The organism is Haloquadratum walsbyi J07HQW2, assembly GCF_000415985.1.
Lineage (GTDB): Archaea > Halobacteriota > Halobacteria > Halobacteriales > Haloferacaceae > Haloquadratum > Haloquadratum walsbyi_B.
The window spans coordinates 2,671,740-2,690,742 of the sequence record NZ_KE356561.1; the positions used below are offsets into that span (position 1 = coordinate 2,671,740).

General features: G+C 48.5%; 16 protein-coding genes and 2 pseudogenes. 10 read left to right on the forward strand and 8 right to left on the reverse strand.

From position 1 onward, the window contains the following. Positions 1–572 precede the first annotated feature (572 nt). Positions 573–1,073 (reverse strand): Hsp20/alpha crystallin family protein, encoded by a 501-nt coding sequence (locus J07HQW2_RS12570; protein ID WP_021055919.1) that lies wholly within the window; start codon positions 1,071–1,073, stop codon positions 573–575. Continuing rightward, entirely contained in the window at positions 1,070–1,228 is a 159-nt protein-coding gene (locus J07HQW2_RS12575; RefSeq protein ID WP_303704130.1) for a DUF7559 family protein, read from the reverse strand. The genes J07HQW2_RS12570 and J07HQW2_RS12575 overlap by 4 nt, the downstream gene beginning before the upstream one ends. Before the next feature lie 257 nt (positions 1,229–1,485). Between J07HQW2_RS12575 and J07HQW2_RS12580 the strand changes: the two genes are divergently transcribed. The 4 genes and pseudogenes from J07HQW2_RS12580 (at position 1,486) to J07HQW2_RS12595 (ending at position 6,060) form a co-directional block, all read left to right on the forward strand. Further along, complete coding sequence (locus tag J07HQW2_RS12580; RefSeq protein ID WP_021055921.1) at positions 1,486–2,352, forward strand: DUF429 domain-containing protein; 867 nt, start codon at positions 1,486–1,488, stop codon at positions 2,350–2,352. Positions 2,353–2,671: 319 nt separating this feature from the next. After that, a pseudogene (tnpA, locus tag J07HQW2_RS18790) lies at positions 2,672–2,922 on the forward strand (IS200/IS605 family transposase); the annotation flags it as partial. A gap of 54 nt (positions 2,923–2,976) precedes the next feature. After that, positions 2,977–4,141 (forward strand): annotated as a pseudogene (locus J07HQW2_RS12590) (RNA-guided endonuclease InsQ/TnpB family protein). Between the two features lie 182 nt (positions 4,142–4,323). Next, complete coding sequence (locus J07HQW2_RS12595) at positions 4,324–6,060, forward strand: radical SAM protein (protein WP_021055926.1); 1,737 nt, start codon at positions 4,324–4,326, stop codon at positions 6,058–6,060. 276 nt (positions 6,061–6,336) lie between these two features. Here J07HQW2_RS12595 and J07HQW2_RS12600 read toward each other — a convergent pair whose 3' ends face one another. From J07HQW2_RS12600 to J07HQW2_RS12615, 4 genes are all read right to left on the reverse strand, one after another. Beyond that, on the reverse strand, positions 6,337–6,735 hold the full coding sequence (locus J07HQW2_RS12600; RefSeq protein ID WP_021055927.1) for a TRAM domain-containing protein: 399 nt from the start codon (positions 6,733–6,735) through the stop codon (positions 6,337–6,339). Between the two features lie 215 nt (positions 6,736–6,950). Next, on the reverse strand, positions 6,951–7,919 hold the full coding sequence (locus J07HQW2_RS12605; RefSeq protein WP_021055928.1) for a YkgJ family cysteine cluster protein: 969 nt from the start codon (positions 7,917–7,919) through the stop codon (positions 6,951–6,953). Next, positions 7,916–8,734, reverse strand: coding sequence for an MBL fold metallo-hydrolase (locus J07HQW2_RS12610; RefSeq protein ID WP_021055929.1), 819 nt, complete (start codon positions 8,732–8,734; stop codon positions 7,916–7,918). The genes J07HQW2_RS12605 and J07HQW2_RS12610 overlap by 4 nt, the downstream gene beginning before the upstream one ends. 70 nt (positions 8,735–8,804) lie before the next feature. Continuing rightward, on the reverse strand, positions 8,805–9,083 hold the full coding sequence (locus J07HQW2_RS12615; RefSeq protein WP_021055930.1) for a helix-turn-helix domain-containing protein: 279 nt from the start codon (positions 9,081–9,083) through the stop codon (positions 8,805–8,807). A 194-nt stretch (positions 9,084–9,277) separates the two neighbouring features. On the opposite strand from J07HQW2_RS12615, the gene J07HQW2_RS12620 reads away from it, so the two are divergent. The 4 genes from J07HQW2_RS12620 (at position 9,278) to J07HQW2_RS12635 (ending at position 13,947) form a co-directional block, all read left to right on the forward strand. Beyond that, positions 9,278–10,063: a class I SAM-dependent methyltransferase gene (locus tag J07HQW2_RS12620; protein WP_048075294.1), complete on the forward strand. Its 786-nt coding sequence runs from the start codon at positions 9,278–9,280 to the stop codon at positions 10,061–10,063. 41 nt (positions 10,064–10,104) lie between these two features. Beyond that, on the forward strand, positions 10,105–11,007 hold the full coding sequence (locus J07HQW2_RS12625) for a glycosyltransferase family 2 protein (RefSeq protein ID WP_048075676.1): 903 nt from the start codon (positions 10,105–10,107) through the stop codon (positions 11,005–11,007). Between the two features lie 786 nt (positions 11,008–11,793). After that, entirely contained in the window at positions 11,794–13,359 is a 1,566-nt protein-coding gene (thsA, locus tag J07HQW2_RS12630) for a thermosome subunit alpha (RefSeq protein ID WP_021055933.1), read from the forward strand. Between the two features lie 264 nt (positions 13,360–13,623). Continuing rightward, a complete protein-coding gene (locus J07HQW2_RS12635) occupies positions 13,624–13,947 on the forward strand; it encodes a hypothetical protein (RefSeq protein WP_021055934.1) in 324 nt (107 codons plus the stop codon). Here J07HQW2_RS12635 and J07HQW2_RS12640 read toward each other — a convergent pair. Together J07HQW2_RS12640 and J07HQW2_RS12645 are read right to left on the reverse strand one after the other, a co-directional pair. Then, entirely contained in the window at positions 13,937–14,737 is an 801-nt protein-coding gene (locus J07HQW2_RS12640; RefSeq protein WP_021055935.1) for an SAM hydrolase/SAM-dependent halogenase family protein, read from the reverse strand. The two genes, J07HQW2_RS12635 and J07HQW2_RS12640, sit on opposite strands and share 11 nt — an antisense overlap. Continuing rightward, the gene (locus tag J07HQW2_RS12645; RefSeq protein ID WP_021055936.1) at positions 14,737–15,369 is read right to left on the reverse strand and encodes a nicotinamide-nucleotide adenylyltransferase; all 633 of its coding nucleotides are present in this window, start codon (positions 15,367–15,369) and stop codon (positions 14,737–14,739) included. Before J07HQW2_RS12645 ends, J07HQW2_RS12640 begins: the two co-directional genes overlap by 1 nt. Before the next feature lie 165 nt (positions 15,370–15,534). Here J07HQW2_RS12645 and lonB point away from each other — a divergent pair, with 165 nt between their 5' ends. Together lonB and J07HQW2_RS12655 are read left to right on the forward strand one after the other, a co-directional pair. Continuing rightward, complete coding sequence (gene lonB, locus J07HQW2_RS12650; RefSeq protein WP_021055937.1) at positions 15,535–17,790, forward strand: ATP-dependent protease LonB; 2,256 nt, start codon at positions 15,535–15,537, stop codon at positions 17,788–17,790. Positions 17,791–17,923: 133 nt separating this feature from the next. Then, positions 17,924–18,979, forward strand: coding sequence for a CPBP family intramembrane glutamic endopeptidase (locus tag J07HQW2_RS12655; RefSeq protein ID WP_021055938.1), 1,056 nt, complete (start codon positions 17,924–17,926; stop codon positions 18,977–18,979). The last annotated feature ends 24 nt before the right edge of the window (positions 18,980–19,003 follow it).

The following is a 19,003-nucleotide window of genomic DNA, read 5'->3' on the forward strand; positions in this document are numbered from 1 at the left end:
GGTACTCCTATCCTCTGTCATATTCGGACTCCCAGAGTTGGGTCTGCCTTAGGGCGTCCAGCAGACCTCAACGGACTCGGAGTTCCTGCGAGTTGTGCTTCCAGCAGTTAACTCTAGAGTCCAGTCGTATTCCGTGAGAATACGCTGGTTATCGACTGGTTGCGATTATTGCTTGGTTGCTTGGGGCGGGGCGGGCAGGCCGCCATCGGAGGATTCAGCAGAATCACTCTGTTCTGGCTCAATTCCTACTCTTTCAGAATGATTGCTTGCCAGTTGAAACGATGGATTGTGAAATCTCGGGCTGGCTCTCACACCGTGGACTGTTACTCGGGTGTCGGATTCATCCTGCGGCTCAAGGCGCAGGTATTCTCCTTGATTCTGTATAATCAATTATTATATTCGCTATCTTCAATTAGCATCGACTTTGTCGGGTATAATAACCCATTTTAATCAATTCCCTCACGAAATCTGTGTTATGATCGTATCTCACATACTCGTATAAGCAGTTATGCAATCCATACGAGAAGATAGTACAAACCCCAGTGGTGCTGTCTTATGACGCATACCCAGCACTATACATCATTATCATTACTGCTATCGGTTACATCTGCCTCTCCGGTATCTGCTGAATCCTTACCGGCATCATCTGTATCAACTTCCTCATCTTCCTCACTCACCGTAACCGTTTGCTGACGTCCATCCTTTGGAAGTCGAATTTTCAATATCCCATTCCGTCCGAGTGTTGCATTTGCATGCTCAGGATCAACGGTGGCGTCATCAGGAAGTGAAACCGACCCATCAAGTGCAAGTCCACGACCAGGAAATCGCATCTCAAAGTCTTCATAGAAATCACGGAACCGGTCAAAGCGGACCTCAACCTTACCATCAAGAAACTGCACCTGCACATCAGTCTGCTCAATGCCAGGCGCATCGAAAATAATTAGATATGCCTCATCACTTTCAAGCAGATCATATGGGAGTGGTGTTCGTTCTTGTACTTCCGAGACTCCTCGTCCGACCCGGTCAAGAATAGTTTGTGCCGCTGACTCCCCAATTTCACTAAGCCTACTCATAGCTCGATTGCTTCAAGTGTCTCAGCTTCACCACAATATGGACACACAAAGTCGGCTACACCAACATCATCGGGCATATCATACGTGTAATGTAACTCAAACATATCTAATGTACAGTTTCCATCAGTGCATTCGACTTCAAGCGTTGCTGGCATAAATGATGATTCACCAGCCATCATCATAAATATCGCGGGCGCGCTTGCCTACACTCTCTAAATGATAATAACCAATCTAGTATAATCGATAAGAGATGAGCCTACTCCTGTGGGAACTTAGATATATGTATAAATATCATATTTACTATATGAGTTCACATTGAATCTATGAACTCTCAGTAGTATGTCTCTATTTTGATCCCGTGTTGGATCATGATATCGAAGCGTGTATGTCATCTGCAGAATAGTACTATACTGTGCTCGCACACACCATCTACGGTGTTGATTTCTCTGGAGCCACCCGCGCTGGTGACAGTATATTCCTAGCACGTGGTCATGTCTTAGACACATCTGATGAGGAAATACTTCATATTGAGTCCTGCACTCCTGCACCGACACTATTAAACACAACTGCCGATCGTGATGCTGTCTTATCCGGTCTAGTTAATTTCATTGCTACTCATCCGATATCAGACACCGAACCAGTTGCATTTGGATGTGATTTTCCATTCAGCCTCCCAATGATGCATATTAAGGCTGCTGATGGGGTTACTGACTGGCGATCATTTCTCCAGTGGTTTCCAGGTGATACGATGGATCCATCGACATTTGCGTCATGGGCAGGAGATGTTGCTGCTTCCGCAGATACGACAGAACGGACATACATACAACGATCAACAGACAGCCGTGTTGATGCCCTTTCCCCGTATCATTTTTTCATACAATCACAGACGTTCTACGGAATCCGGGATGTGCTCGCACCACTTGTGACAAACAATAGTGTCCGTGTCCGACCAATGCAATCGGCAACAACAGATGTTCCCTGGGTCGTCGAAGCGTACCCTGCAGCAACACTTGAGCGACTTGAGCTTCCAGGTGAGGGATACAAATCAGAGACCAGCGATGCACGTAGTCGCCGTCAAACAATTATCGAAGCGATTGCCACCCGTGATGACGTTACCATCACAACAGATGCAAAAACAAATGCACTCAGGGATCATGATGGTGATGCACTCGACGCTATCGTTGCTGCCGTGGCGACGTTTCATGCTGCCCGAGATGGTATTACTATTCCGTCATCTGCTGATGATACATGGCAATATGAGGGTTGGATTGTGTCTTAATAGAGTCATAAGTCGGTCTGTATGACTCCAACCTGCAGACTAACTCGGATGATCATGCTGTGAGCTTTCAAATCGCCCGATTCATGTAATATATCTCTCCTGCATTCTGACAGAATAGATATAGTTACTTTAGCTCTTAGCTGGATATAGGCGCTAAGCCCCCACCCTACCCTCAACGGATCGACCGAAGGGAGCGAAGTATGGTGGGGGGATACAGCGCTGTTATCATCTGTTCAGACAGCGATACGGCTGCAGATCCACGTAGTCGTAACGGTTGTTCATTGGGGTACCGGACAACAGCACGAACCCAGATTAAGTCATTCGCAGGGTTATCAGCGGGTTCACGGACAACTACGGCGTCGAACTGACGACCCTCGACGGAGAGGACGACCACGTTCACATCCTGTTCCGAACGAAACCAACCACGGACCTCGTGATCATGAAGTTCATCAACACGGTCAAGCGCGCGACCGCCCGCCATATCCGTAACAAGCACGGAGATGAATTGAAAACTGAACTGTGGGACAACTCGTTCTGGACGACTCGTACTGCCTCATCTCGATGGGGTAGGTGTCGCTGGATGTGCTGAAGCAGTCCGTCAAGGACCAGCGCGAGTAGAGAGCCATGCACTACGCCTACAAACACCGCCTCAAGCCCTCTGACGTCCAGCGTGAGGAGTTAGACCGCCACCGCGACATTTGTCGACAACTCTACAACCACACGCTTTATCGCCTCAACAAGTACCAAGACGAACACGGCGAACTGCCGTCCATGACCACGCTTCAGTCGGAACTCCCTGAGCTTAAAAAGTGGTGGGACGGTCTCTTGGACGTGTACTCGAAGGTTTTCCAAACCGTCGTTGAACGGTTGTTCGACAACCTCAGGAGACTCTCCAAACTCAAAGAGAACGGTTACGACGTCGGTCAGCTCAAATAGAAGCCGCCACGGGAGTTCCGCAGTTTCACCTACAGTCAGTCTGGCTCCAAGCTCAACAAGAAGGGCGGTCAGGCTGTGCTGTCACTCTCGACACTCGCGGACATACCGATCTTCACCGCGCCATCCTCGACGACGCGAATCTCAAACAGGTCACGGTCAAGAAGGAAGCGACGGCGAGTGGTTCGCCACGTTCGGCGTCGAAATGGACCGTGAACCACCCCCCATCCGAGCCGTCTGAGAATACCGAGCGGTACATCGGCATTGAGATGTGGATTCTCAAGTACGCCCACGACACCGACTGGACGGCAACGGCAGTCGGGTCGCCCGATCTCTCTGCCGAACGGGAGCGTCTGGAACGCGAACAGCGGTCCCTCTCACGGAAGGAACACGGGTCAAACAACTACGAGAAGCACCGGCGGCGAGTCGCAGAGTATCACGCCGATCTCCGACGGAAGCGCCGCGACTTCCTACACAAGCTCTCGAACTACTACGCTCGGGAGTACGAGCTTGTGGCGGTCGAAGACCTGATCGTGAAAGGGGGATGTTTGAATCACCGTCGAACAGCCGCAACACAGCGCCTGCTGCGTGGCGAAGGTTCCTTTTGTTACTTGAATACAACTGCGAGCGTAAAGGAACTCGCTTCGTCGCGGTGAACCCGAGCCCGAGAGGGACGACCAAGGAGTGTGCGGCGTGCGGTGCTTCGACCGACAAGCCATTGTGGGTCCGTGAACACTCCGAATCAGCGCTTGTGGAGACTGCGCTCGCTGTGGATACGGTTGTATCTGCAAAGCGCGTCATGCAAGCAGGAAGCCCTCCACTCAAACAGCGACCGGCGTCAGCCGTGAGCGAGTAGGGTAAGGGTAGTGCACGTGACGAGATGATATTCACTCTTGAGCACGATTCGATTACATCGCTCGCGTTTTCGATTTCCAAGCACAATAGACTCATAATTCTACGCTGAATATACCTCACGCGAGCAACTCAACCGGAATACACACACCACACCGAACTATACTGTATTACACTATATTACCTATGACACAAATTCATCCATCTGATCTCTCAGTAACGCTTGTCGATGGGTACGTTGATGAACCCGCACATTTTGGTGTTCCGCCGTATATCTCGACGTATCCACGGTTTACCGCTGGTGCCCTTGTTGATGCCGGCGTTCCTCATGAACAAATAACCTACCATACTATTGATTCTCTTCGAGATGACCGCGGACGGTGGCGCGATGTTGCAGATGCAGACCTGTTGATATATCTTGGCGGCATGACGGTTCCGGGGAAGTATGTCGGTGGAACCCCTGCTGAACCTGATGAAGTCCGCGAAATAGCCTGGACGGCTGATGGCGTCTCAATGATGGGTGGACCTGTTCGGTTTGGTGTTGGTGATGAAAACGCCGGTGCTCAAGAGATGCAGCGGCAGAATCTTGACTATGACTATCTTGCGATGGCTGATGTTGAAGCAGCGGCATACGACCTCATTGAAAATGGGCTTGAGGGTTTCAACGACCGATATCGGAGTACTGATGAACTTGACCGCTGGGCATCAAAAGGCGCCTTTGTCGTTACACAGCATCCAAACTATCCTGAGTATCTCATTTGTGAGATTGAAACATCTCGTGGTTGTGCCTATCGCTGTTCATTCTGTACGGAGCCGATGTACGGTGACCCGTCATTTCGGACCGCCGACTCAGTTATTCGCGAAGTTGGATCGCTCGCTGATCGTGGAATAGCACACTTCCGAATTGGTCGACAGGCAGATATCCTTGCGTTCGGTGGGGACGGTGAAGCACCTAATCCGGACGCGCTTCGACGATTATACAGTGGGATTCGTGATGTTGCACCTGATATTCAGACGCTACATCTTGATAACATGAACCCGATCACTATCGTCAATTGGCCCGAAGCCTCTCGAGAATGCCTTGATATCATCTCTACATACAATACGCCAGGTGACACAGCTGCGTTTGGACTTGAGTCTGCTGACCCCGTGGTCCAAGATCAAAATCAGCTGAACGTCACTGCAGATGAATGCTTTGAAGCTGTTCGTATCGTGAATGAAGTCGCTGGGTGGCGACCGGGTGAGGATCCTGCTAATGCCCCAAGCTACGGTGTCGAGGCACCGGATAGACTCCCAAAGTTACTTCCGGGCATTAATCTCCTCCATGGACTTACTGGTGAGCGCGAAGACACGTTTACTCATAACAAGCGTTTTCTCCACCGTGTTTTCGATGCTGGACTCCTTTTGCGTCGAATTAATATTCGACAAGTAATGGCTTTTGAGGGAACCGAAATGGCAGAGACTGGTGCAGACGTCGCCATCGAACATAAAAAACAATTTAAACAATACAAACAGGAGGTTCGTGAAGAAATCGACCAACCGATGCTCCAACGGCTTGTCCCCGCTGGAACTATTCTTCCGGATGTGCATCTTGAATATCACCGTGATGGGCGGACATTCGGCCGACAGGTTGGAACATATCCACTGTTAGTCGGTATCCCCGGTGAACGACCACTTGGAAAGACCACTGATGTCGCAGTCGTTGACCATGGATATCGGTCAATTACTGCTGTTCCATATCCACTTGATCCAAATGCAGCCTCTATGGATGAGTTGACAGCAATCCCTGGAATTGGTTCGCGAACTGCCGGCGATATCGTAATAAATCGACCATATGACGGTCTTGCTGACGTTCCTGCCTCTAACGTTGATTTATCACTATTTACTCATGCAAGTGGGTATGATGAATCGCGCGCAGATTGATACTCGTGAACACTACATCGCATACTAGATTTACAGAACTACACGGCGAACGTCATGGGGCTCGAGAGGCAGTTCACACAGTGTGAGTCGAATCACAGTGTAACTGACCCAATTCAATGCAGTGTAATGCAGCTCAATTCCGTATCAACCAATGGCAAATTCTGCTAATCGTTCAGATATCATGAACTCAAAAAAGATAGTATGATGTGGTGTCTGGATTTTGATTCGCGGCTATGACTCGTACATGCCGAATGATATCAAGGAATTTAATCCATCTTAGATTTCTTCTTCAATTACTTCACCGACGGCAAAGTTAGATTTGACTTCGCTCACCTCTATTTTAACGCGGTCTCCGACTTCTGCATCAGGAACAATAATCACATATCCTCGTTCAACACGGGCAATCCCATCACCTTGTTTACCAATATCTTCAATCTCGACATATCGAAGTTCTTCCGGCTCAACCGGTGGTTGCGGTTCTGATGATGGCTGTTCGTGCTCAATCGATTCATCTTCTGAGGCTGCTGACCGCGAGATAAGCGCAACACGATACGTCTCGTCTGGGTCGACAGATCCAGTTTCGATCTCACGTTTCGGCACTTCGACGATATACTGATCATCTTCCGTCTGAATATCAGCGTTGAACAGACACAGTAGTTTATCTGAGATTTCCACAATATAGACCTCCGGTAAAAAATCACAGCGTATCGGTAAAGTAGTACCGCCGAACGAGTGCTATCACACTCTGCTGTGTCTCATCCGCCAACACTGATTGTTTCATCGAGACAACACAAGCAATTCTCACAAATAAATATTCAATGTAGTAATGTACGAATTTCTTGACCGAATATAATCGAACGGGTACCCGACTCTATCACACTCTGATGGTATCAATTGTCAATCGCTGTTCCATCAGGTCGCTTTGCACCTTCGGAGTCATGTACGACGATTCCGTCGGTATCGCCTGTTGGTTCATACGCATCTCGAAGCGAGATCGCTTCGTTGAGCTCGCGGATCGCCCGGGTTCGAAGCGTCGCTGCCAACTCTTCGGCTGCCTCACGACTTATATCGCGACCAAGACCCTCACATTCGTGTGCACGTACCATACCAGCCTTATCAACAGCTTCACCCATCGGCTGACTGGTCCCGCCAAGAGCAACGCTGAATGGATATGTTGCACAGATTAGTGGTCTATCATCGTGTGCTTGACATGAACCAATTCCATCTGTCTCGTCATAAAACACACAATCCCCGCATGCGTTAGTCTGTAGCGCCCATTCAAATGTTGTCCCGGTTTCGTTCTCATCATCAAGTCCATATGGCATTGGACGGGCAACATCACGCCACTCAGTCGATGCCTGTCCATCACCATCACCAGTGGCGACTGGATCATCCCCTATATCATCGGTTGCCGTTTGCAATTCTCTAATTTCATCGGGAAAGACGGTTGCCGTATGTGGCTCTGTCGACGCTGATTGTGTGGTCATATCATGATGTTCTTTTTGCCCTTCATTATCGACAGTCTGCGTTTGATCCGCTATTTGACTACTATGATCAACATGACCACTATCTACAGTGCTAACAGAATTATCAGTCTTTAGATTATCATCCCTTGATGTGTCACTCCCTGCAGCATTGACCGAATCTGGTTCATCATTGTATTCGGATTTTTGCTCATCATCCCCTTCATGATGAGCTGTACAGCAGGCACCACATCGTGTACATTCAAATCCAATTGATTCAATCGCATCGGCAAGTGATTCAACTGAAAGTGATTTTGCGCGTGCTAATTCTGCTTCGAGACTTGGTGTCTCTTCTTGTTCAGTACCGTTCAGATCCGTCGTATCAGTGTCATTCATATTTTTTTCACTACCTTCTCTTCTCGATTAAACTCAATACGCCCTTCAGCGTCTAATTTCTCAAGATGTGCGACAACGGTCGATTGTGCAAGATCACGTACGCCAGCAATATCCTTATCATATGCCTTATTAAGAATGGATTTAACGGATGTCATGTCACCATTGATTGCGTCAAGCACCCGCCCTTCGCGCTTTTGACGATGGCTTAAAAGGCGCATACAAGCTTCCCTCGGATTAGAGATAACCTCCCCATGTCCAGGATACAGACGCTGCGGCTGTCGGGCGTGTAGACGCCGAAGTGCAACGAAGTATGCACGCATCGCACCATCAGGTGCTGTAATCGCAACACTTCCTGCTTCGCGGGCAATATCACCACATAATATCCCGACCTCAGTCTCAATCCCAATATGATCTGGGGCATGTCCTGGGAGATCAAGCAATCGAATACTCTCACCAACGGGAAGCATCGTACCCTCTCGGAATGTCTGATCAGGATCTACTCCTGTCATAGTATAAAACCGTTGCACCCGACCACGCCGACACCACACTGTTGCATTGGTAATATTAGCGTATGATTTGACACCCCCAATGTGGTCTGGGTGCGTGTGTGTAACAAGAATATGACTTACATTGACCGTATCAACTACTGTGTCGATTTCAGAAGCCCGTGCCGGAGGATCAACGAGGATCGCCTCTGGACGGGGTTCTGTATGCTCCTTAGATTTGCTATCAGTTAATGCAATAACATATGCGTTTGTTCTTCCTGTCGGGACCTGTGAATCAGCAGCAACTGGAATACGGCGAACGTGTGTCATGGACTGACCGATGCTATGTATTTAAAATTTCTGTCATCAATATACTCATTTTCATCGCTGTGATGTGAACTTACACACAGTCATTGAGAAAGTACACCCGCTTACGAGCATCTTTGAGACTATATCGAGAGCCGATAAGATCACTATCCTCTAATCGATTTAATGCATACCGCACAGTCCGATCTGGTAATAGTGACTCTTCTGCGAGCTGCCCCTGTGAGAGAGGAGAATCGATCTCAAGTATCTTGGCGACAAGTTTAGCACTTGGTGGTAGTTCTCGTAAACGACTACGGAACTCCGATTCTGAAAGCTGAACCGCATTCTCTGGGTCGACTGTGCTGGTGCTCATGTACGTGCTAATAATACTACATTGTGTAAAAGTTGCCTCAAAGCCTCTCAGTATAATACAAACACCTTATATATCATAAAAAATCAGTTTAATTTACTGTTTATATCATGTATAACAATCAGACGTAGATACGGACACAACCTCAGGATGTATCCAATACGGTTTTACTATCTGAGTGAGCACATATGTGTAGTGTGAAAGGAAAAGAGTGGTATCAAGCTGATGACGTTGCGCAAGAATACGAGTCAAAGCGATTCTCGCGTGGTGGTCAGCTTATTGATCGCCGAGAAAAGCGTGCTGTTCTTGACTCCCTTGGTCCCGTGGCTGACGCTGATATCCTTGAGATTGCCTGCGGGACGGGTCGGTTTACTTCGATGCTTGCAGGAAAAGGAGCAAATATTGTCGGGATTGACATTTCTGATGCAATGCTTGCACAGGGTCGGCGAAAGGCACGCGACAGTGGTGTGAGTGATAATCTTGAATTACTTCGTGGTGATGCTGCTCGACTCCCATTCCCTGACGATCACTTTGATGCGGTCTTTGCAGTCCGATTTTTCCATCTCGCGGAAACGCCGGCAACATTTCTCACAGAAATGGCACGGGTCTCAAACGATATTATCTTCTTCGACACGTTTAATCACCGTAGTACACGTATCATTTACAATTGGCTTCTCCCAATGGGGTCACATTTATATTCCCGTTCACGGGTCGAAGAACTCCTTTCAGACGCCGACCTTGCAATGGTAGATGACACTCATGACTTTTTGTTCCCGTACGGATTCTACCGTAAGATACCAAACGATCTTGCTCGTGGGTTTCGTGATATTGATAAATCACTTGGAGATGGTGATTTTGGTGACGCGCTTGCATCAGTCTCATACTGGACTGCAACCGTGACCACTGATTCGACGACAACAGGTAGGACCGATCTCGAAACACCGCATAACGTACCTGATGAAGCGGTCACAGCAGACGACTAATACACTAACTGATGCCTCCATCACCGCTTGATACGCCTAATATTGACCTTTCTGTTGTCATCCCTACGTTAAATGCTCGTGAGCAACTCACAAATAATCTTGATGCTCTCGCCGAGCACGCTCCTACAGCAGAAGTTATTGTGGTCAATGGTCCCTCTGCCGATGGCACGAGTGGGATGGTTCAAAATCGCACAGATGTTGATGTATTAATTGAGGTTTCAGAACGAACACTGAACGTTGCTCGAAATGCTGGTATCATTGAGGCGACCGGAGAAGCAATTGCTATTTTGCATCATGACCTTACAGTCGAGCCAACATGGGTTGATGCAATTAAATCTGGACTCTCCCGTGCCACAGTCGTCACCGGACCTGTTCACCAGATGCTATCTGCTGGAATGACAACAACTGCCCGTGAGCAGACCGATATCGGCGGACGAACGGTGACGTACTTCAACGGTGGAAATGTTGCATTTACTGCAGCAACGATTGAGGATATTGATGGGTTTGATGAATATCTCGAGACTGGCGGGGCTCGTGATGTTGCTCATCGGTTGGCTGCAACAAATGAGCACGTTGCATGGGAACCAAAGATGTGTGTTCGCACTGAGTATGAAACCGATGGTGGAACGGAGGGCAGAGATATCGGCTGGAAATATCGCTCGTTAGCTTATCGATTAATAAAAAATTATGGCATTCGTCCCACCGTGGTACGCCGAACGCTCGCTCATATTGGTTGTGATGCGATTGATACTATCGAAGATCTTCTCGCTGACGATCGCACTCTTTCAGCATCTCTAAGCGTTGAGCGAGATGCTGTTATCGGTGCTGTTTCCGGTCTCATAACTGGGTTACAAGCACGATTTGCTGACCGGTCAGTGACACGAAATCCCAACGGCTGCTCTGCACGCGCTGATCGCGCTGTCACTCGATACGACTGGCGATAGTATCCCGTGCATCTGTATTATCTAAATTCAAGCGCAAGATCCCTTCCTCAAGGAGCGACCGAAGTGAGCGAGTAGCGAGTATGGAGGGAGGGAAGCCCGGAAAACACACACGATAACGAATAGTCTAACATGTGATACATACGCTCCACAGAGCATAGGGAAGCCCAATTCAGTTCTGAGTTGTTCGACTCGGAGGAGGGTATCGAGTCGAGTAGAGCGGGCTGCGGGTGCCACACCACGCACTACAACGAAGAAACCTCTCTGAGCCTGAGCGTGCATCTGCATCTGGGCAGACATTGACGGAAACGTCGGTTTCGCTGGAAGCCCCGTCCCCGTCCTCAGGACCGACCGGCGACGAGCCGTGAGTGAGTAGGTCGGGGGAGTTCATCGAGACACTCCAAATCGGTCATATCACTGTATTTTAGAGATCATCGATTCGAATCTTGCGGCGTCGAATAGCGATCAAATGCCTTGTTGGTAATACCGAATCTGCTTTTTGAACTATCTGATCTAGCTATTGATCTTACACATAATCTGTGTCGATATCCTTCTGCTGATGCTGATAATATAATGCAGTTATCATGATATCAATCGTTAATCTGAATTTAATATGAGATTGTCACCATGCAAAGCCCGTGTTGAGTAGATGACATATGTTTTTGATCATTGGATATAAATCCTGCCGTAGTATTGCGATTATTTGGTATGTTTATGATTCCCAAATCGTTTTCTATTCGTAATTTATTTATAGAAGTGCTTGTATATTTTAAATGAGGTTTCATAACAATGTCGACACGAATGCAGCCGCTTGCGGTACTGACAGAGGAGAGTGAGCGTACTCGTGGTGAGGATGCACAGAACGCAAACGTTGAAGCTGGAAAAGCCGTTGCGAGTTCTGTTCGAACAACGCTTGGTCCGCGTGGAATGGACAAAATGCTCGTTGACTCCGGCGGTGACGTCGTAATCACGAATGATGGTGCGACAATCCTCGGTGAAATGGATATTGAGCATCCTGCTGCACAGATGATTGTCGAAGTCGCAGAGTCACAAGAAGAATCCGTTGGCGATGGAACAACAACGGCAGCAGTATTGACGGGTGAACTTCTTTCTGAAGCCGAATCACTATTTGATGATGGGCTACACCCAACTGTCGTCGCCGAAGGATATAGTAGGGCTGCAGAGCTAGCGCACGATGCTATCGATGCTCAGGTCGACAATGTTGAGATCGATGATGAGCTCCTCCAGTCTGTTGCTGAGTCATCTATGACCGGAAAAGGAACCGGTGATGTGGCTGCTGATCGCTTAGCTAGTCTTGTTGTTGATGCCGTACAACGAGTCCGAGAGGCCAACGATGAGTTTGATGCCGATGATATCAAGACACACACTCAAACAGGTGCGTCGTCTTCTGCATCAGATCTACTTGAGGGCGTTGTGATTGACACTGAGCGCGTCGCTGATGGAATGCCTACGACGGCGACTGATGCATCCATTGCGGTATTAGATGTTGAGCTCGGTCTTCGTGAAGGTGAAGTCGATGCGGAGTATGCGATTTCATCCGTTGATCAACTTGAGGCAGCCGTTACCGCTGAAGATGATGAACTTCGTGAGTATGCATCAACACTTTCGGATGCCGGTGCTGATGTTGTCTTTTCAACGGACTCGATTAGTGACCGTGTTGCATCATATCTCGCCCGTGAGGAGATCATTGCTTTCGAAGACATTGATGATGATGATGCCCGCACTGTTGCTCGTGCGACAGGGTCATCTCGTCTTGGTCGACTTGAGGAACTCGAACCTAGTGACCTCGGCACCGTTGACAGTGTTTCAACCGAAACATACGGCGAAGATGAACTAACTGTTGTTGAGGGTGGTGCTGAGAGCACAGCGGCAACACTCTTAGTCCGTGGTAGCACAGAACATGTTCTTGATGAGCTCTCCCGCGCCATTGATGATGCAGTAAACGCCACCGTTGTTGCACTTGAAAGTGGTGTGGTCCCTGGTGCTGGTGGCACTGAGATTGCTATTTCAGATTCGATTCGCTCTGAAGCAGCCAGTATTGAAGGTCGACAGCAACTCGCTGTTGAGTCATTTGCAGATGCCGTTGATGCTGTACCCCGAACATTGGCACAAAATACGGGTATGGATCCAATCGATGCCGTTGTTGACCTTCGTTCAACATTTGAGACTGAGGACTGTGCTGGTCTTGTGGCGACTGAACAAACTGGTGAGGTCGCGGACCCACTTACAGCAGGAATTGTCGACCCTGCAGCGGTCAAACATGAAGCAATTACCGCTGCGACAGAGGCAACGACAATGATCGTCAGAATTGACGATGTGATTTCCTCTGAGTAAGGTCCTCAAAAAATGAGTCTTCGGTAGTTTATATCTCCAAATATACGCCGGGTTGCATTCATTGTGGTTGGTTATCCGCAGTTCAATTTTCTATACCAGAACGAGTACGCTGGTGAACGTTTCACGATTACGGAAAGTCGAGGAGAGAGCCCCGTGCTTTCGCGCGGGGATGAAATCCGACAACCTACTACAGAACCCACAGCCGACAGCCGTTCGAGTTTGGATTCTTAGAAGTTATGGGGGGTTCGACCGTGCTCTATAATAATGGTCTTCTTCACGCATGGCACGACGGTTTCACCGTCTACTGGTCTTCGACCAGCGACCGTGGAGGGAAGCGGTATTGCCGTTGAAGCGTCCAGCACGTTTGGATGGGAAGACCCTGTTGACAGGGCTATATCCGTTGTAATGCACGTCCTCGGTCACAATTGGACGGCTCCCGTTGAAGAGTCACCTGAAAGCGTCTTTGAACCCCAAGAAAACACGGAACCTCACACTCCGCTTCGTGGAATCCTCGCTGACGGGCGGGGAGGATGTCAAACTTGCATACTCAGGGAATCTCTCTCCAGAGAGACTTTGATCAAAACGTGATCTGAACAGTATCCTCGGTGGTAAGTTCGAACGCTTCTGTTCCTCGACCGTGATTTACATCACACTCAACAAAGCCATGACTCCCAATAGTGAGCAATGGCTCACCAGTATCAACACCAGTGAATGTCGATGTTACCCTTGCAGTTGTTGTCCCAACTGTGCCCATCTCACCAGTTCGACCGGTAAGAAATGATCCCGGAATATTCGTGATCACATTGCCAAAGTCATCAGTGACGAGCACTTCACCCTCTGCAGTTGCACTGTCAGCGTTGATCGTTGCTGATGGAAACTCACACTGCACTGTTGCTGTGGCAGAAATAGATGTCACTGCATCCAGTGTCTCCAATGAGGCAATCCCATGATCATGGATGACAGCCGCTGCCGGGGCAAACACATCACGCCCATGAAATGTTGCTGACTGTGGCTCTGTGTAATCATATCGAAAGTACTCAAGACGGTCATCCTGTCTCGGTAACCCATCTGATGCGTGTTCACTAAGTCGACGGGCAACTGGTCTGAGAACGCCATTATCTGGACCAATCAATACATGATTGTCAACTCGAATCACAATTGCATCACGGTCGGTCCCAACCCCGGGGTCAACGACAACAAGATGGACTGCCGGTGGAAAATATGGGATCGTTTCTCGACACCAAAATGCCGCTGCTCGGACGTCCTGTCGGGGTAGGTCATGTGTCACATCAACGAGTCGGGTATCAGCTTCCTGTAATATAACACCCTTCATCGCAGCAGGGTATGGCGAGCCAAAATCAGATGCAAGAGTGATCATTATTCAGTTGTGCCTGGATTCGGGTTTGGGCTTGGATCTGAGTTCTCCTCTATATCCTTATTATGATTCTTAACATCATCACTGAGTTCATTTTCAGTTGTGCTGCTTATCCTCTCGTGATTTGTTGAGGTATCGGTTGCACCAAGTCGACGCATCCGCTCAATGCCGTCAATCTCTTCGATTACATCGATAACCTGACTTGGAACCAGCGATTTCCAGTCATCATCATGTATCATGCGCTCTCGAAGTGTTGATCCTTTGAGAATCTCTCTATTAAACATCGGTGATTGTCGTACCTCGACATCGGCTTCGCTGAATAACTGAATCACAAGAGGATTGTTCGAGTATGCAACGTCGAATGTCGGAGACATACTTTGAACATGACTAACCCACACAGAGTTTCGATCGAGGTCCTCAATCGGCACCGCATATGTTGTGACATCAAAATCAGCAACGGACTTTGTCACCATCATAACCCGTTCACCGGCGGTAAATGGATTCTGTTGTGTGTGTGAGTGCCCGGCTGACCCGATTCCAAGCACTAATTCATCAACCTCAGCAGTGATTGCTTTAACCATCTTGTGATGCCCGTTGTGATATGGCTGAAATCGGCCGATATAGAACCCCCGCATATCTCCCTTGTTGGGACCATCACAAATAAATAATCCGAGTCTATCGGTTTTTCTGATTTGGGTAATATCAGCGCTCTCACCCGTGATTATTGCTGTTTTGTCCCGGTCAAATGGGGAGAAAGTATATCAGTGCTCCAGCCTTGTTTTTTGATAGCGACGCATTCTATGAGTAACGATACGGACTCAGACGAGAACCCTCCGGCAGAGGGCAGCGGCTTTACTGATGAGACGCCCGACTCGCCACAGCACGATGGCGATGGGCACTCTGAGGAATATGCCAACGTCGAAGCCGGTACTGATACTGATACTGGCGCCAACGCAGGTGCCAACGGCCGTGGCGATGATCTCGGCCGCGAAGACCACGATGATCGCGGTGACGGCGACCGCGACCGTGGCCATGATAGTTATGATGACTCTACTGACACGGTTGATCCAAGTGACACCACAGATGGCAAGAATGGATCAATCGAGGAACTCGGCAGCGATGTTGAAGTTGACGCTGAGGTTAAAGATGATGTTGGCGAAGAAGACCTTCTTGGTGGACTAAAAATCGATTCAACAGCTGAGATCGATGTTCCAGATCGTCTTGTTGACCAAGTCATTGGACAAGAACATGCACGAGACGTCGTCATGAAGGCGGCAAAACAGCGACGCCACGTGATGATGATTGGCTCCCCTGGAACAGGGAAGTCGATGCTTGCAAAAGCAATGTCAGAACTCCTTCCAAAAGAAGAACTGCAAGACGTTCTTGTCTATCATAACCCAGACGACGGCAACAATCCAAAAGTTCGAACAGTTCCGGCTGGTAAAGGTGACCAGATTGTTGATGCCCACAAGGAAGAGGCACGCAAGCGGAATCAGATGCGTTCATTCCTCATGTGGATCATCATTGCAATTGTTCTTGGATATTCACTTATTATTGCTGGACAGATTTTACTTGGGATCCTTGCTGCCGGTGTCATCTACCTCGCGTTCCGCTATGGATCACGCGGCGGAGATGCGATGATTCCAAATCACATCGTTAACAATGCTGACACGACGACGGCACCATTCGAAGACGCAACAGGCGCTCACGCTGGCGCACTTCTTGGAGATGTCCGTCATGACCCATTCCAATCAGGTGGGATGGAAACACCAAGCCACGATCGTGTTGAGCCTGGGTCAATTCATAAAGCGAATAAAGGTGTTCTATACGTCGATGAGATCAATACGCTTGATATTCGCAGCCAACAGCATCTGATGACCGCTATTCAGGAAGGCGAGTTTTCAATTACTGGGCAGTCTGAGCGATCCTCAGGTGCAATGGTTCAGACGGAACCGGTCCCGACAGATTTCATCATGATTGCTGCGGGGAATCTTGATGCAATGGAGAACATGCATCCTGCACTTCGTTCACGAATCAAGGGATACGGATACGAAGTGTATATGGATGATACAATCGAGGATACTCCGGACATGCGGCGGAAGTATACTCGATTTATTGCTCAGGAAGTCAACAAAGACGGTCGACTTCCAGATTACGATGCTGAAGCAATTGAAGAAATCATTCTTGAGGCTCGTCGCCGCGCCGGTCGAAAGGGACACCTCACGCTTGAACTGAGAAATCTCGGGGGTCTTGTTCGAGTTGCTGGTGACATTGCACGTGCCTCAAATGCTGATTACGTCAGACGAGATCATGTGCTGCAGGCGAAGGGACGTAGTCGCTCGATCGAGCAGCAGCTTGCTGATGATTACATCGAGCGTCGTAAAGACTACGAACTGCAGGTATCTGATGGATATCAGGCTGGTCGCGTGAATGGTCTTGCCGTGATGGGTGAAGACTCCGGTATTATGCTTCCTGTGATGGCAGAAGTGACGCCGTCACAAGGTCCAGGTAAGGTCATCGCGACTGGAAAGCTCAAAGAGATGGCACAGGAGGCTGTTGATAATGTCTCTGCGATTATTAAGAAATTCTCCGATGAGAACATCTCTGAAAAGGACATGCACATCCAATTTGTCCAGACAGGACAACAGGGTGTCGATGGTGATTCCGCGTCGATCACTGTTGCAACAGCGGTCATTTCAGCGCTTGAAGATGTCGGCGTCGATCAGTCACTTGCAATGACAGGCAGTCTCTCCGTTCGTGGTGATGTCCTTCCAGTTGGTGGTGTCACTCACAAGATTGAGGCAGCTGCAAAATCCGGGTGTGAGCGAATCATCATCCCAGCAGCAAACTCACAGGATGTAATGATTGAAGAAGAATACGAAGAAATGGTTGAAATCATTCCTGTTTCGCATATCAGCGAGGTGCTTGATATTGCACTTGAGGGTGAAGCTGAGAAGGACTCACTCGTTGCTCGACTGAAGAGTATCACTGGGTCAGCGCTTTCACAGGGCAAGAACGAAACAGTCTCTGGACCATCAAACCCGAATCCACAGTAACGACACGCTGATTTATCCGAATTTATATTTGTATTCATATTCATATCGCTTTGACGTTCATTTCACTACTTCTCAATATCTCTTGTATACAGACCACGCAAACTAATTTGTAATCAACATTGAATTAATATCAATGCCACAATGGGCAACCTTCGCTGGATTCACTTTTCTCATTACTGCTGGATTGTTGATTCTTTCACATGCTTCACGCGGAGCAATTGATACTGGCTCAGATGCTTCCACAGCAGCTACTGAGACGGGTTCGGACCCAGATCACCCGCCTCAAGAGCTTTCTGAGCCTGTAATCACATCCGACTCGAGACTAAATCGACATCACGATCATAATACCGCATCATCAACTAGTAATCGAAGCAACGCGACCACTGCCGGTGTCAGCTCTGACTCGGGGCAAGCATGTGATGATGATCTCTTGAGTACCGCCGAGTCTGCACACCCGTTTGATATGGGTGATCATACTGTAAGTGCAGACGATACCACCACTGCAGAGTCAAATCATACCAGTAATCCACACGAGACTTATCAGGAATCAGAAAGCGAGATACACGCGAAATTATCACAACCAGATCTCTCAACAACAGCGTTACTTGCTAATGTCACCGTGTCACAGGGATTATTTGCGATGTTGCTGATAATTGGTGCATGGATTGCGCGCATCCCTATCTCAGCGTTTGGCATTGGAACAGGTCCGACAGGAATCCTCGTGCTTGCTTTGGGTACCGGTACAGGCATTATCCTTTATATTGGCAATGAGTTTGGTTCAACACTTGGTGCACATTTTGGACTTGGTGAAGGTGAAGCGCTCCGGTCTGCACTTGCTCCTGAGACGTCAGTCGAATGGGTTGTACTTCTTGTTGTCGTATTACCGATTATCGCAGGCTTTGAGGAATTATTATTCCGTGGCGCGCTCATCGGCGTTATTGCCGTTGGATATAACATCTCACCGTGGACCTTAGCAATTGTATCGTCTATTGCATTTGCGCTTGGACACGGTGCACAAGGACGGATCGGAGTTATTGTGACGGGAGTGTTTGGATTCATTCTTGCGGCTGTGTTTATTATAACTGAAAGTCTTCTTATTGTTATTATCGCACATTACTTTGTTAATGCGCTTGAGTTTGTTATTCATGAGGGGTTTAATATTGAGTTTTATTCAGTGTCAGACGCGTGATTCTTTACAGTAGGGAACCTCAAT